The organism is Congregibacter variabilis (assembly GCF_045689235.1).
Lineage (GTDB): Bacteria > Pseudomonadota > Gammaproteobacteria > Pseudomonadales > Halieaceae > Congregibacter > Congregibacter variabilis.
This window is the reverse complement of record NZ_CP136864.1, coordinates 2,029,438-2,044,386: the sequence shown is the minus strand read 5'-3', so window position 1 is coordinate 2,044,386 and position 14,949 is coordinate 2,029,438. Positions and strand designations below refer to the sequence as shown.

The following is a 14,949-nucleotide window of genomic DNA, read 5'->3' as shown; positions in this document are numbered from 1 at the left end:
CCGCAGCGGCTAGTGTCTTGGGGCTAAACAACAGCAGGACCCGTTCTTGGAATCCACAAGCCAAGCAGATGACAGTGCAGCCAGGACGGCCGATTCCACCGTAGCCGGTCAGGGTGGCCGATTCTTTGCTTTGAACCCGCGACAGATTTTAAAGATCGTGGTTTACGGTCTACTGCTGATCAACTTTGCGCACTATTTTAGTAATGATATCAACGTCTTACGTCACACCGTGCACGAGGGGTGGCGATGGATGGACTGGACCACGGCGTTTGCCACCACCCTGGATGAATCTGCATGGTTTTTGTTGCTCCTGCTGCTGGAGTTAGAGACCTACTTACTGTCGGACGCGGCTTTTACCAAAGGGCGTCTGCGTTTGATGCACGGCTTGAGAGTTGTCTGTTATCTGGCAATTGGACATACCGTTTTTGCTTTTAGCGAATACCTGCTGGAACTAAACCGGGCCACGGAACATATGGGCGTCGCTCTGTGTAGCTTCGCCGATAGCGGCCTGTCTTTTGCGAGGAATCTCCAGTACTGGGATCTCAGTGCAGCTAACTGTGAGCAGCTATCGCGCGATACACACTTTTTTCAGTTTGCCCAGAATCAGGTGCTCACAGACAGCGCGGGCATGGTTGTTGAATGGGAGTTGGCCTGGGCCGATCTTTTTGAGGTTCTGCTGTGGTTGCTGATTCTTATGATGATCGAGGTGATGGTGCGTCTACAGGAGAAAGGCGTGGCCGGCGGGGCTAAGCTGCGTATTGCGCAGGGTTTTAAGGGACTTCTCTACAGCTTACTGTGGCTCATCGCGGCCTATTGGGCTTACCGGGGTCATTGGGTGTTTGCCTGGGACGAAGCCCTCTGGATCCTGGGGTTCATGGCTATTGGCATGAACCTGTCGCAGTGGCGTCAGGAAATACGCGCCGACGTGGCTCCCTAGCAGTCCCCCGGAGGCGTCTGTCGGGCGCGGGCCGGAGCCCAGAAAGGCTTGTCCTTGAGCGTGCAGCGCGCGACTTTGTGGCGATGGCGAAGCTCTCGTTCGTAGTACACCTCGGCCCAGATCTCGCCCTTTAATGCCTGGGTGTCGACCATCGCCAGCGCGATGTTCGCTTTTACCGCCGGTGACCACATGCCCGAGGTCACATAGCCTATTTCTTTGCTGCAGCGCTTGTTGCTGTAGAGGATCGAGCCGTCTGCAGGCTTGTTGCCCTCGATGTCCAGCTTGACCAGCATACGCTTGGGGCCGCGTTTCGTTTGCTCAAGAAGTGCGGCTCTACCGTTGAAATGAGGCTTTTTAAAGTCCACCAACCAGCCCAGATTGAGTTCCAGAGGTGTCTGATCGTATTCAAAATTGATGGTCTTTAGTGCCTCGTTAAATTCCATATCCGGCATGATGAAGGCCGCTTCCATGCGCGCCATGTTGGTTGCAGCTTCGCCGTAGGGATGAATGCCGTAATCTTCACCGGCGCTATACAGGGCATCCCAGAGCGGAAGCGCCTCGCTGGGTTCTATCCAGAGTTCGTAGCCCAGGTCGCCGGTGAAACCCGTGCGGGAGATCATCAAGCTGCTGCCGTTAAAGGGCAGGTGCATGATTCCGAAGGGCTTGAGCTCGCCGACTGCTTCCAGACCCATGCGTTTGAGGACTGCGAAACTGGTGGGGCCCTGCAAAGAGAGCGCAGCAAAGTCTTCGGTGTATTCCGTGATGGAGAGTTGCTCGAAGCCCAAACTGCTTTTGCGCAGCCAGGCCAGACTTGGGCTACCACAGGTGAGCATGAAGCGCTCCTCACCCAGGCGGAAGATGGTGCCGTCATCAATCATTCGGCCTGAATCAGTGCACCAGCAAACATACGTCACGCGATCGACCCCGAGTTTGCGCAGGTCTCGGGTGACCATGCGGTTCAACATGGCCAGGGCATCGGGGCCTTCGATCATGTACTTTTGCATGGGACAAATGTCGTAGGTGCCGCAGGTGTTACGGATACAGAAGTACTCGTAACTCTCATCGTAGTAGTAATCGGCAAACTTGTAGCCATTCCAGGATGACCAGGCGTCACGTAGATTCATGGCAGCCTGGCGCTCATGAAAGTGTGAGTGCTTCAGGCGTTCTCCGGCATAGGGGTCGCTAGGGGGCATCATTTACTCGTCGTAGCAGTCGTCTTCGGGCACGGTGTTGGGTCGCTTGAGGTCGCGCAGTATCTCTCGCGCCGCATTGGCTCCGCAGGCGGAGGACACGCCGCCGCCGGGGTGCGTAGAAGAACCACACATGTACATGTTCTTCAGGGGCATACGGTACTGCCCGTAGCCCGGGAACGGTCGATTGAAAAGAAGCTGATCGATGGTGAGCTCACCCTGAAAAATATTGCCCTCGGTAAGGCCTATCTCATTCTCTATTTCGTGGGGTGTGCGAATCTCCGCATGCACTACCAGATCTTTGAAGCCCGGTGCGTAGCGTTCGATTTTGTTGATTACCGTAGCGCCGAAGGCATCGCGCTTTTCGGGCGTCCACTCGCCGTCGGCGAGAGTCGGAGGGCAGTACTGCACGAAGCAGGACATCCAGTGGCATCCCGGTGGTGCCACCGTGGGCTCCCAGGCCGAGGGAATCACTGTCTCGATAAACGGGTCCTCGGACCAGCGACCGCGCTTCCAGCAGTCATAGGCTCGCTCCATGGTTTCCAGTGAGCCGGTAAAGCCCTGACCGCCGCGGTTGATATAGCGGTTGTCCGGTACATTGTTAAAGATCGGCATCCCCGACAGAGCAATATTGACCTTGCCCGAGGAGCCGCGAATCTTGAAGTTTTTGGCGCGCTCGTAAATACCCTCAGGGAGATCGTTTTTATCCATCACCTTGGTAAATGTGCGCTTGGCATCAAGATTGGAAACGACGATGTTGGCGTAAATCTCTTCGCCGTTTTCCAGCGCGACCCCAACGGTAGCCCCATCCCGGACCAGGATTTTCTCCACGCCCGCTTGGGTTCGAATTTCTCCGCCGTGTTCTTTTAGTGCTCCTGCGAGGGCGTTGGATATAGCACCCATGCCTCCTCGAGCAAGACCCCAGGCGCCTACACTACCGTCTACGTCACCCATAACGTGATGGAGCAGGATGTATGCCGATCCCGGTGAGTAAACACCCAGTGCCGTGCCAATAATTCCGGGGCTGGCCATGGCTGCTTTTATCAAATCATTCTCGAAGTAGTCTTCCAGGAAGTCCGCAGCACTCATGGTGAAGAAACGGATGTACTCGTAGAGTTCACGCTCACCGAGGTTCCAAAACTCCTTGGCGAGCCAGAGCATTTCCATGATGTCCCGAGGCTTGAAGGAGCTGGGATCCGGCGGTGTACGCAGCAGCGTCTTGCGAATCAGTTGTGCGTAGCGGCCCAGGTCGGCCTGAAACCGCGACATGGCATCCGCGTCGTGGGGAGAGTGCTTGCGCAGCTCCAGATAAGCGGCTTCTTCATCGTTATAGTCGATAAGCGTGCGATGGCCATCGTCACTGAAGTTCACTGTGCCGAGGTAGGGCACCAGTAATAGTCCGTGCCGGGTGAGATCCAGATCGCGATGGATCGACTGGCGCATCATGCTGCATACATAGGAGCAGCTGGAGTAAAACCAGCCGTCGTGCATCTCGCGAGTTACCGCGGCACCGCCGATGTAATCATTCTTTTCTACCACCAGCACGTCCAGTCCCGCTTTGGCCAGATAAGCGCCAGCGGTAATACCATTGTGTCCGGCGCCGATAATGATTGCGTCGTAGCGCTTCATATCAGCATCTCCCGGGCAGCATTGCGCCCTGGGTTGCCGGTGAGGTCCCCTCCGGGATGTGCCCCGGCACCGCAAAGATACAGGCCTTCGATGGGTGTTCGATATTGAGCGGCCTCATAGGTGGGTCGCATCATCAGCAGTTGATCAATAGCCGGTTCTGCGTGATGCCAGTGCCCGTGGGTGACGTGATACTGCGTCTCCAGATCGGCGGGCGTGAGAAGCTCGGCGCTCAGTGTAAGTGCTCCGATCCCCGGCGCGTAACGCTCAAGAACGGCCATGAGCTTATCAAGCAGTGCCTGTCGGCTTGCTTGGGTCCAGCCACCTTCAGGATTTGCTGGTACGTACATGATCTGCGCGGACAACACGTGCTGTCCCGGGGGAGCGAGATTCGGCTGGCGCAAGCTGGGAATCAGTATCTCCATCACGGGATGCTCTGAACTATGGCCATACTTGGCATCGTCAAAGGCGAATTCGATGGCATCCATGCTCGGCGCGAGAATGATGCGCCCATCCGGGGTACTGACGCCGGTAAATTGCGGACGATCTTTCAGCGCCAGATGCAGCTTTGCAACAAAACCGTCGCAGCGCAGACGCCTGATACGGTTGCTAAATTCAATTTCGAGGTGGGGCGTACCCACTAACTTGAGAAACGTTGTTTTGGGATCTGCATTGGACACGACTTTATTGGCATTTACAGTCTCGCCATCGACAAGGATCACGCCGCGACAGCGCTGGCCATTTTCATCGCCCTCGATAAGAACGTTTTTGACAGCGGCTCCAAGGCGAATCTCAACGCCGGCTTCCTCGGCAGCCCCGCGTAAGGCCGACACAAAACCCCTTGTGCCGCCTGCAGGGAGGCTGTGTTGTCCACTATGGCTGCCCGCCATACGATTTAGCAAGGTAAGCACCGCCTGATTCGGCGAGCGCGGCGCGAGCTTTGAGCCCACGATGCCATCCCAGCAAAGCGCGGCCTTAAGTGCCTCGCTTTCAAAATGTTCATCGACCAGATCACGCATGGGAAGTGAGGCTACCCGCAAAAACTCCAGCATGTCGTCTTTGCCGAGCATGCGTAGTTTGAGGCCCATGTGGGCAAAGGTCAGCAGTTCTTTGAGGCTGTTGCCGCCAATGCCGGGCATTGTCTTCTCCCAAAAGGGAGCCAGTGCTGCGGCGAATGTTTTGAGCTGGCGTCGATAGCGCTGGTAGGCGCTGGCGTCGTCTGCGCTGACGCCGGATACACTCTCATCGCCTATGGTTACCGGGCCTTCGTCCGGCGACAGGGCGATGGTGTCCATAGGCGCACTAGCTGCTTCAAAGCCGTGTTTCGCCAAGCCAAGATCTTTGATCAAGGTGCCAGGCAGGGCATAAAAACTTTGCGCGACCGAGGCATGAAATCCCGGGTGAAATTCCCGACTCGCAGCCAAGCCACCGATACAATCGTTGGCTTCAAGAACGAGCACCCGCTGCCCGGCTTTTGCCAGTAGCGTCGCGCAAACCAGACCATTGTGGCCCGCGCCGATAACAATTGTGTCGTAAGTGCTCAAAGCGGTGTCCTGAAACTCCAGATCAAGGGTAGGTGATGATCTGCAAACTCTACGGTGCTGCCCCGGTGGACTCCACCGCGCCTATACGACAAGAGAGCTCGGGGGCTAGCTCGCCGGACGTATATCCACGCCACAGTCGTAGTAGCAGGCTCCCCCAATGGCAGACTCCTGATGACCCGGCAGCAGCGCGTTGACGGTGACTCCCGTTGGCGAGTCGGCAATCCAGGCACCCTTGGGCACGAAAAGCGTTCCCGGGCGCACATCGTCAGTCACCTGTGCGGGGAGCTTTACCGTGGCGCGCTCGTTGTATAGCTCGATAAGCGTTCCATCTTCCACGCCATGGGCAGTGGCATCTGCGCTATGTATCTCGCAGACCAGATCAGCTTGCTGTTCCTTGAGTCCGCCAAACGTTGAGTTCACGCGTTGCTCGGATGCCGGGGTGACCAGCACAAAGCTGCGTTTCTGGGGTAGCTCCAGATACTGCGGCGTGCCTTGCCCGCAATGGGTATGCATGGTTTCGCTGAACAGCTCGATACGCCCGCTCGGCGTGGTGAAGGCACCACCGCGCAACATGCCCGGTTCTGCGTAAGGGGTCATATCCAGGGCCGTACCATCAGCCTTTCTGGGTATGTCCTCATTTGCCGAGGCAAAGGCCTGGTCAATCATCTCGTCATCGGAATCGCTAAATGCGGGTTCACCGAAGCCAAAGCGCGCGGCCAGGCGTCTAAACAGCTCCATATTGCTCAGCGCCTCCCCTTGAGCGGGCACTACCGCGCGGGAGCGCTGGAGGTATCGATGACCATAGGCTTTGTATACATCGCCGTATTCAAAATGCGAGGTCGCTGGAAGCACCAAATCGGCGCAGGCCATGGAGTCGGTCATGCTCACGTCACTGCCTACGACGAACACATCCTCAGACAAAAGTGCCTCACGCATTCGCTGTTGCTCGGGATGCACCGCCACCGGGTTGTGGTTATAGATAAACAGGGCGCGCAACGGAGTTTCCTCGCCGGGTTCGAGCACGTAGCGGGGAATATCCAGCACATTGATTTTGCGCAAATTTGCAGGCGCAAGATCGGGGCGCGACAGGCGCTCACCGTCAACGGGAAAGAATCGTGAAACATCGCATATGCCTGCGCCGCGTGGTCCAATGTTGCCGGTGACGGCCATAAGCGAGAACGCTGCGCGCAGCCCCGCACTGCCATTGCGATTCCGCTCCGGTGCCACGCCGATGCTCATCCCCGCTGGCCGATGCCTGCGAAACATATCCGCGAGATCTTGGATAAGCGCAGGATCTACTCCGCAGATCTCAGACGCTCGAGCTAGATCAAAGTCCCGGGCGGCATCCCGAAAGGCTTGAGCACCATGTGTGTGTTTACTGATGAAGTCTTCGTCGAGGTCGCCGCTGGCATCCAGCAGCGCCGTCACCGCATAGGCAAGCGCGACATCGGATCCTGGCAGGAGCGGGATATGAAGATCAGCGTCTCGGGCAATTCGAGTGCGTTTGGGATCGATCACTACTAGCTTGGAGCCTTGCTTGCAGGCATTGCGAATGATCGTTGTCAGGTGCAGATTGCAGGTGGTGACGTTATTACCCCACACAAGGATAAGTTTCGAGTCGGCAATTTCTTCAAGATCGATCCCGCCGGCGTCGCCAAAAACAGTATCCCAAGCTGCGTTGGAGGTGCCGGCGCAGAGGGTTGAGGAGTCCACCAGTGTTGCTCCCAGGCGGTGAAAGAATCGCTGGTCCATACTGCCCCCGGCGAGGATGCCCATAGGTCCGCCGTAGCTCAGTGGCGCGATCGCCTCGTTCCCCCAGCGCTCCTGAACTTCTGAGAAACGTTCATAGATCAGGTCCAGCGCCTGTTCCCAGCTGATGGGCTGAAAGTTACTTCCACCCAAACTGGCTTGGCGCAGCAGCGGGGTCTTGATCCGCAGTTCACCGTGAACCTGTGCGGGAAAGGAGTTCACCACTTTTGCGCAGAGCTTGCCTCGGGTAAAGGGGTTTTCTTTGCCGCCGCGCACCGCAGTAAGCTTATCGGCCTGCACCGTTACTTCCAGGCTACAGGTGTCCGCGCAGTCCAATGGGCATACAGTCTGACGTGTCTGTAGCGCGGCGCCCGTGTCGAGTAAGGTCTCAGTCGGGTTGGGGGGCATAAAAACTCCTTGGCGATTGCTTGCAGCAGTTCTTCATGGCTTTAGCTTGCTGTGACTTCCATTGATCATAGCGCAGACCCCGGGGTTACTCTTGTCGGCAGCACAGCCTACAGATCTCGCTCAAGTTGCATCATATTGATGGAGGTAACGCCACACGCCCAGCACTGCAATTGCGAAGAAGATATGCACAGACATAACCGGAGGCCAGCCAAAGAGATAAATGACATCATTGGCCATACCCGCTTTAAACGGACCACCCCCAAAGGCTAAGCCTCGGGTGCCAAAAAAAGTGTTGGCCATTGCCGGTAAAGTAAATAGCCAGGTGGTGACCAGCGCTGTCCAAAAAAGCCAGGAAAATTCTTTTTTCGAAAGACGCATAAATTGCCCTCCAAATGCGATCGCCATGAGAAGCAGACCCTGAGTTATTGCCTCCATATGTCCCATGCGATAGGCACGGGAGTCCCCCGGAATTTGGACGTCCACCTGCACGGGTAACGGCCAAAGCACAACTTCCTGTAGCAGATGAAAAAACCAGGCCCAGCCAAAGAGGATGCCGACGACAAAGAGGCCTAAACCATTGAGAAAGAAAAGAGCCTGCATTCGTTGTGAAATAGGTCCAAGGCCCTTGCCACCATTTATCGTGCTCATTAAACAGTCTCCAGGCGTTGACCTACGGGTAGGGGAGCATTGAGTTGCCTAGTGTCCAGTTGCGCCATGTCTTCAAGCCCGTCCTCAAAGGCTTTTGCCCAGGCCAAGCCCCAGTCTGGGTCTTTGATCTGCTTGGGGTGGTAGCCCGGGCGAAGAATACGCAGCCACTTGGGGGTGATGTTGCCCAGCACTCGCCCGAGCACCTTGACCAGGTGCCAGCGACTGGAACTTGATTGCCAAAGCCCATCCTCTTTGAGGAGGGCGCGGTAGCCTTGGCCGGTTCGCCAAAAAATGTGCGATGTCGCATACACCAGCCCCACAATCCGCCAGAAGTAACTGCCGTAGAGATGATCAAACACGTCGAAGGCCACGTTTTTATGTTCTATTTCTTCGACAAAGTGCCAGAGGATGAGCGATGTTACGGCGGAGTCGCTATCGCCAAAAAGGTACTCTCGATCTTCGATCAGCATTTCGCCGATGGCCAGCGCCATGGATTCAAAACCTTCTGCGTAGGCAAGATTGAACCTCAGTGAACGCCTGCTCTCTAGCTTTGCGTAATCCTTGGCCAGCTTCTCTTCGATCTTTGCAACGCAGCGATAGCCTTTGCTCGTGAGCGTGTCATTGAATTCTTTGTGACGCCGGTAGTGGGTGGCTTCTTGTTTGATGTATTTGTCGAGTTCGGTTTGTAACTCCGGGTCCCTAATCAAAGGGCGGGCTTTGCGCATGGATTTGATGAGGTAGGGCTCGAGGTAGGGCATTGCAAGAGACGCGGAGTTCACGATATGCGCAAACTCCGGCTTGTCGGGGTTCCAGCTTTGAGTTCTGGGTAAAAAATCAAAAGGCATGTCGCGCACGGTCATTCTATCTGCGCCGGCGCCGTGGGCTGCTTCGCTTGTATTACTCATAACTCAAATACTTGCCATTGAATGCTCAGTGAAATAGAGTATTTCCTCTAATTATGATTTAGTCAAGCAGTCGAAAATGAGCAAATCTAAAGTGAATAACCGTTCGCGCATTCTTGCGACCTGCCGGGATCTGATGAATGAGGAGGGCGCACAGGCCATTGGCACAACACGTTTGTGCGAGGAATTAGAGATAAGCCCAGGCAATTTGTATTACCACTTCAAAAACAAGGAAGAAATTGTTCGGGCCTTATTTGCTCAGTTAGAGGAGGAGTTTCGTTGTGCTTTTGGGCAGGAGCCGCCACCCGTGCTCACTCCCAAGGTCTTCGCTGACTTTTATATCAAAACGCTTGATGTGGCCTACGACAACCGATTCTTTTTTTCCGGTCTGCTGCATCTTCTGCGACAGGATGATGTCTTGGCAGCCGATTATCGGCGTCTTCAGGAGTGGGCGCTGGAGGGCTTGGCAGCTGTTGCTGAGCAAGCGGCTATAGAAGATCATCTTAGAATTCCTCGGAGCAAAAAGCGTTATCGTTCCATTGCGATCAACACCTGGCTAATCTGGAGCAACTGGGTCCGATATTTGGAGATTACAAAATCTGGCGAGACTATTAGCCGTGCCGATATGGTGTTGGGTATTGAGCAGATTTTTGATGTGTTATCGGGTTATCTGGAACCGAGTTACGAAGCTGCCGTGCGCCGGCGTCTCAAAGTAGTACGCTAAGGTCACTATGAATAATCAAAGACACTGAGGAACTCATGAGCAGCCAAAAAGAAATCACTTTGTCCCATGGGGTTCTCAGGTTTAGCGCTATTGAAGCCGGCGAAGGCCCCATTGTTCTGATGCTGCACGGCTTTCCTGACACGCTGCGCACCTGGGATGCGCAGCTCGATTTTCTCGCAAATAATGGCTATCGCGCTATTGCTGTATCTACCCGGGGATACGAAACACAATCCCAGCCCAAAGATGGTGACTATTCATCGCCGTCACTGGCTGGTGATGTGATTGCATGGATAGATCAGCTGGGCGGCGGCCCAGTGCACCTGATAGGACATGATTGGGGAGCGTCCATCGCCTATGGAGTGGCCATGGCTATACCTGATCAGATTAAGAGTCTCACTGCACTTGCCGTTCCGCACGCTGGTCGCTTCATGTCCGAGATTCATCATTATCCTAAACAATTACGATTGTCCTGGTACATGTTGTTTTTTCAGCTCCCGGGGATCGCTGACTACGTGGTGCGGCGCAACAACTTCGCTTTCCTGCGTCGCTTGTGGAAGGACTGGAGTCCGGGCTGGGAGTTTACCCAGGAGCAGTTTTCTGAAGTAAGCCAGGCGTTTGCTCAACCTCGGGTGGTAGAGAGCACGCTGGCCTACTACCGAGCGGCGATTGGTCTGCGCTCACTTCCCTTGGGTCGTTCTTCGCAGGAGCAAACGTCCTGGCCGATCGATGTCCCGACTCTGGGAATCACCGGCGCGCAGGAAGGCTGTATTGCCGCAGATGTTTTTGAGAGCATGATGCGTGAGGACGATTTTCCTGCCGGGCTCAAAGTCGTGACTGTCGATGACGCAGGACATTTTCCGCACCGCGAGCAGCCGGCGTTTGTTAACGAGCTGTTGCTGGATTGGCTTGCTGCGCAGGACTCAGCTGATAAGGAAAAAACGTCCAGCCACTGAGTGGTCCGGACGTTTTTTTGTCTGTTGGTCTATTGCTTAAAGTCCAGAGGCGGTGGGCCCGGGGGCAGGATGCCCTCGTACTCGTAATCACCTTTGCGTTTCTTAAACTCTTCTTTTATCGACTTTATGAGGTCCGGGTTTTCGTAAAGATCCACCATGGTCATTGCCAAAGCCTTAGATGCGTAGACAAGGCCCTTGTGTCCAATGGACATGCCGCCGGTAGCCACTACGGCCCAGGAATGCCAGGGCACGTCTTTGGGTGCGATGGGTGCACTTAGGCTGATGGTGGGAACCACAAAGCTGACATCACCTACATCAGTGGAGCCGCCCGGTGGGTTTTCTTGTGTTTCTCTAAACGGGCGAACTTCGGCATCCATGCCCACCTGGGGTTTTTCCGTAGCCTCCTGTATCGCCTTGGCATAGGCATCCTCTTTTGCGGTGTAGCTGATAGGCCCCAGCGTTTCCAGATTTGCCTGCAATGCTGCACCGCCGGTTCTATTGACGAGGATTTCGTGAACGCCGGAGATGAGCGTTACCTTATAGCCTACGTCAGCAAGAATTGCCGCGCCCTCGGCCATCTCTTTGACCCGCTCGTAAACGGGCGTCATACCGTCACGGCTGCGATCTCGAACTCTCACCCAGATCTTGGCGTAGTCGGGTACCACATTGACGACCTTGCCGGCATCCATGATGTGATAGTGAATGCGCACGGTGGGTTGGATATGCTCGCGGTAGGCGTTGATGCCGTGGGTGTAAAGCTCCAGAGCATCGCTTGCTGAGCGACCGTTCCAGGGGTCACCCGCGGCATGCGCCGACTGCCCATCAAACTCCACAAGAAAATCCACAAGCGATTGGCTGCTCTGCGCCGAGGCTTCGATCTTGTCGCCCGGGTGCCAATCCATCATGACATCCACGCCATCAAAGGCGCCCGCACGGATCATCCACAATTTACCGAAGAACTTTTCTTCTGCAGGGGTACCGTAGTAGCGGATTGTCCCGGATATCTCTCCAGCCTCAATACGTTCCTTGACGGCAATGGCCGCGCCAAGTGACGCAGCGCCAAAAACGTTGTGCCCGCAGCCATGTCCCGGAGCGCCTTCTGTTAAGGGAGAGCGATTGGGTACCGAGGCCTGAGAGAGGCCGGGGAGCGCATCGAATTCTCCCATGATCCCGATCACCGGTTTGCCACTTCCGAATTCGGCAATAAATGCCGTGGGAATTTCACCAATGCCGGTCTCTACGCGAAAGCCATGCTCCTTTGCATGATTGATAAGCGCAGCTGCCGACTGTGTTTCTTTGAAGGCTATTTCTGCGTGCCCCCATATTTCATCGCTCAATGCGGTCAGGTCGCTGGCCTGACGATCGACGGAGGCGATGATTTTTGCTTTGAGTGCTTCTTCGTTGGCGGCAAAGCCTACCGAGGAGGCCGCCACAAGTAGCGCGCTGGCAATGCCATGCAGTATTCGGTTTCTCATGATGGATCGGTCCTGTATCGGGATAAGCAGGACTCACGCTAGCGCAAGCTGCGAGTGAAGGCCATAGGCAGTCGCTGTCCACGCTGTAGTCTGTAGTCTGTAGTCGGCGAGGCGGGAGACAGTCCTTTGAGCTGCTCGCGCATCTCCAGCGAAGTCGGGGCGCCTATAACCTCTGCGACGTCGAGCGCCACGGGAGACAAGCTGTGGAGTTCTCGATGAGCAAAAAAAAGCCCGCAAGAAAACTTGCGGGCTTTTGGATCTGAACAAGTTCAAATCACGAGTCTAGAGAATCCTAGAACCGGTAGGTTGCCTGCAGTGCGTAAGAGCGCAGGCGATCCGTAGAGGCAAAGCCATTACCCGGCACCAGTGGCTGATCGTTGCTGTTACCACTGATCAGTTCATCGGTGAGGTTCTTACCGATGAGCGCCACATCCCACATGCCATCCTGACGGCCCAGGCTCAGGCGCAGGTCATACATGGTGTAGGCATCCTGCCCAGCGTAGATCGGATCCAGATCCGATGCCGCGAAAAACTCATCAGAGTAATTCATGTTGAAAGTGCCGCGAGCTTCCAGGGCGTTACCCAGGGGCATGCGGTAATCAATGTTCAGGTTGAACGCGAACTCCGGTGAGAACATGTTGGTATCACCTGTTGCGTCGCGAGACGCATCTGGCGCACCGCGATTCACACAGTTGCCACGATCAACGGGCTCGGTGCCAGAAACTGACCAACAAGGTGCGTTGGGGAAGTCGCTGTACTCAGCGTTAAGGTAAGTACCGGCGAAGCTAACAATCAGTCCGTCAGTCGGCGCCCACTTCACATCGACCTCAAGACCACTGGTCTCAACCTCGGCTGCGTTTTGAACAAAAAATGCCGTAGCTCCATCAAAAATACTGACCTGGTAATCCTCTACGGTGGAGAAGAACGCAGTGGCATTCAGTGACATCATGCCGTCAAGTAGTGTCGTCTTAACACCCAGCTCGTAGCTGATTGCCGTCTCTTCTTCGTACTCAAAGAAGGGACTGTCATTGGTCTGCAGAAAGCGACCGTCGAATCCGCCACCCTTGGTACCCGTTGATACCGTACCGAAGACCATGGTGTTGTCGCCCAGGTCTTGCTCGAGAGTCAGGATCCAGTTGATGTCCTGCTCGTCACGCTTGCGGTCCTGAATGTCGTGCTCAAAAGTACCCAGTAGTCCGCCATAGATTCCTTCGGAGATAGCTGTCAAAGCTGTGCCGGCAAAATCCCCTAAGAATCGATCGTACTCAGCGGCTGTGTCGCCGTAGGTTATGGACCCCGGTGCCAAGCCCGCTGCCGCGCTGTAATCCCAGCCGCCAGTAAAGTTCTTGTCTAGGACATGACTGGCTGTCTTGGACTCGTCAAAATAGCGCAATCCAGCGGTGAGTCGCGTGGTGTCGGTAAAGCTGTAGGTGCCCGATCCAAACACCGCCCACATTTCCTGATCCTGCTGCATGGAGTAGTCGCGAGTAAGGTTAGGCGTCAGTGCCGCGGGAGCGCCGAGTAGCGGAGACGCCAAAGATGTTCCGAATCCTTCTACCGAGCGATAATCCAGTTCGCTTTCCTGATAATACATACCCACGATGTAGTCGAAGCGCTCGCCGCCGGGTGAGGTGAATCGTATCTCCTGGCTCATTTGCTCGTAGTCTTCGGTCGCGTCCACTTGAATCAGCGGGATAGCAGCAAAGTCACAGTCACAAATGTCCTGGTAATCGTAGCTGGCATAACCCGTGATTGACGTAATTGTGTGATCGCCAATGGCCCAGTCCATGGTTATGGTGCCCAGGTCCATAGAGTTGTTGCTGAATTCCGGCTTATCGGGAAAACCCGGTAAGCCTGCATAATCGGGTGCCACCTGACCGAGTACCACACCGCCGTCGTTGTCTACGGCCCGCTCGTCGTCAAATCGCTCTGAGCCGATGCCGGTGCCGGATCCTACGGCCACGAGTGCCGAGTTCAGACCGCCAAAGGCGATCCCTGTGCCCGTGGGATCGCTAACACTCAACTGGGTGAACTGTTGAGTTTGTTCAAACTCGCTGGTCTCCCACTTACCGTTAATGGTCAGGTTTTCTGTTGCATCCCACTTCAACTGCAAGCGCGCAGTTTTGTCGTCGCGCTCCGGACCGTCTTCGCCGGTCATGATGTTGTCGAGGTATCCATCCATCTGATAACCGCGCAATGCGATTCGTCCAGAGAGGGTGTCGGTGATGGGTCCAGACAATACGCCGCTGATCTCTTGCTCACCGTAAGTGCCGTACAGAGCGCTGATAGACCCTTCGACTTCTTCAGTAGGCTTGGCGGTAATCAGGTGTATCGCACCGCCGATGGTGTTCTTGCCAAACAGAATACTTTGCGGCCCGCGAAGTACTTCCACGCGCTCCAAATCCATGAACGGTGCACGGGAGAGCTGGTGCCGTCCCATGTATACGCCATCATGAAACATCGAAACAGACAGCTCGATGCCCTGGTTAACCCCGGCAGTTCCGATTCCACGAATAAAAATAAAGTTACCGATAGGGCTTTGCGACATGGTGACCGCGGGAATATCTACGGCAAACTCAGCGGCACGGGTAATGCCCATGTCTTTAATCTCTTCGCCGCTTTTTGACAGCATAGAGATGGCAACGTCCTGCATGCTCTCGGCTCTGCGTGAAGCGGTCACGATGACCTCTTCGAGCTGTGCCTGAGCAAGGTCTGTTCCCGCAATCAAAGCGGCTGCAACGGCGGTACTGAGAATTCCGGGTTTAAAAAAGGTACGAGTACTTCTGGGCATGC

11 protein-coding genes are annotated in these 14,949 nt (G+C 55.4%); 3 read left to right on the top strand and 8 right to left on the bottom strand.

Annotated features, from left to right (window positions below; genetic code table 11):
- Nucleotides 1-46: 46 nt before the first annotated feature.
- Nucleotides 47-937 carry a hypothetical protein gene (locus R0135_RS08980; protein WP_407346479.1) on the top strand — a complete coding sequence of 297 codons (891 nt, stop codon included), beginning with the start codon at nt 47-49 and terminating at the stop codon, nt 935-937.
- On the opposite strand, the gene R0135_RS08975 is transcribed toward R0135_RS08980, so the two are convergent.
- The 6 genes from R0135_RS08975 to R0135_RS08950 form a co-directional block, all read right to left on the bottom strand.
- On the bottom strand, nt 934-2,133 hold the full coding sequence (locus R0135_RS08975; RefSeq protein WP_407346478.1) for an aminomethyltransferase family protein: 1,200 nt from the start codon (nt 2,131-2,133) through the stop codon (nt 934-936). The two genes, R0135_RS08980 and R0135_RS08975, sit on opposite strands and share 4 nt — an antisense overlap.
- Nucleotides 2,134-3,756 (bottom strand): phytoene desaturase family protein, encoded by a 1,623-nt coding sequence (locus tag R0135_RS08970; RefSeq protein WP_407346477.1) that lies wholly within the window; start codon nt 3,754-3,756, stop codon nt 2,134-2,136.
- Entirely contained in the window at nt 3,753-5,297 is a 1,545-nt protein-coding gene (locus R0135_RS08965) for a phytoene desaturase family protein (RefSeq protein ID WP_407346476.1), read from the bottom strand. Before R0135_RS08965 ends, R0135_RS08970 begins: the two co-directional genes overlap by 4 nt.
- Nucleotides 5,298-5,402: 105 nt before the next feature.
- A complete protein-coding gene (locus tag R0135_RS08960; protein ID WP_407346475.1) occupies nt 5,403-7,454 on the bottom strand; it encodes a molybdopterin-dependent oxidoreductase in 2,052 nt (683 codons plus the stop codon).
- Nucleotides 7,455-7,574: 120 nt separating this feature from the next.
- A complete protein-coding gene (locus tag R0135_RS08955; protein WP_407346474.1) occupies nt 7,575-8,102 on the bottom strand; it encodes a hypothetical protein in 528 nt (175 codons plus the stop codon).
- Nucleotides 8,102-9,007 carry a metal-dependent hydrolase gene (locus R0135_RS08950; protein ID WP_407346473.1) on the bottom strand — a complete coding sequence of 302 codons (906 nt, stop codon included), beginning with the start codon at nt 9,005-9,007 and terminating at the stop codon, nt 8,102-8,104. Before R0135_RS08950 ends, R0135_RS08955 begins: the two co-directional genes overlap by 1 nt.
- Nucleotides 9,008-9,083: 76 nt before the next feature.
- Here R0135_RS08950 and R0135_RS08945 point away from each other — a divergent pair, with 76 nt between their 5' ends.
- Both R0135_RS08945 and R0135_RS08940 read left to right on the top strand, forming a co-directional pair.
- On the top strand, nt 9,084-9,728 hold the full coding sequence (locus R0135_RS08945; RefSeq protein ID WP_407346472.1) for a TetR/AcrR family transcriptional regulator: 645 nt from the start codon (nt 9,084-9,086) through the stop codon (nt 9,726-9,728).
- 35 nt (nt 9,729-9,763) lie between these two features.
- Complete coding sequence (locus R0135_RS08940; protein ID WP_407346471.1) at nt 9,764-10,681, top strand: alpha/beta fold hydrolase; 918 nt, start codon at nt 9,764-9,766, stop codon at nt 10,679-10,681.
- A 29-nt stretch (nt 10,682-10,710) separates the two neighbouring features.
- Here the strand turns inward: R0135_RS08940 and R0135_RS08935 are convergent, their stop codons facing one another.
- Together R0135_RS08935 and R0135_RS08930 are read right to left on the bottom strand one after the other, a co-directional pair.
- Nucleotides 10,711-12,156, bottom strand: a complete 1,446-nt coding sequence (locus R0135_RS08935) for an amidohydrolase (RefSeq protein WP_407346470.1) — start codon at nt 12,154-12,156, stop codon at nt 10,711-10,713.
- 292 nt (nt 12,157-12,448) lie between these two features.
- Nucleotides 12,449-14,947, bottom strand: a complete 2,499-nt coding sequence (locus tag R0135_RS08930) for a TonB-dependent receptor (protein ID WP_407346469.1) — start codon at nt 14,945-14,947, stop codon at nt 12,449-12,451.
- Nucleotides 14,948-14,949 lie beyond the last annotated feature (2 nt).

Excerpts from the sequence above, each read along its gene's own strand:
- R0135_RS08975 (WP_407346478.1), bottom strand. The coding sequence starts at position 2,133 with ATGATGCCCCCTAGCGACCCCTATGCCGGAGAACGCCTGAAGCACTCA.
- R0135_RS08970 (WP_407346477.1), bottom strand. The coding sequence starts at position 3,756 with ATGAAGCGCTACGACGCAATCATTATCGGCGCCGGACACAATGGTATT.
- R0135_RS08960 (WP_407346475.1), bottom strand. The coding sequence starts at position 7,454 with ATGCCCCCCAACCCGACTGAGACCTTACTCGACACGGGCGCCGCGCTA.
- R0135_RS08955 (WP_407346474.1), bottom strand. The coding sequence starts at position 8,102 with ATGAGCACGATAAATGGTGGCAAGGGCCTTGGACCTATTTCACAACGA.
- R0135_RS08950 (WP_407346473.1), bottom strand. The coding sequence starts at position 9,007 with ATGAGTAATACAAGCGAAGCAGCCCACGGCGCCGGCGCAGATAGAATG.
- R0135_RS08945 (WP_407346472.1), top strand. The coding sequence starts at position 9,084 with ATGAGCAAATCTAAAGTGAATAACCGTTCGCGCATTCTTGCGACCTGC.
- R0135_RS08940 (WP_407346471.1), top strand. The coding sequence starts at position 9,764 with ATGAGCAGCCAAAAAGAAATCACTTTGTCCCATGGGGTTCTCAGGTTT.
- R0135_RS08935 (WP_407346470.1), bottom strand. The coding sequence starts at position 12,156 with ATGAGAAACCGAATACTGCATGGCATTGCCAGCGCGCTACTTGTGGCG.
- R0135_RS08930 (WP_407346469.1), bottom strand. The coding sequence starts at position 14,947 with ATGCCCAGAAGTACTCGTACCTTTTTTAAACCCGGAATTCTCAGTACC.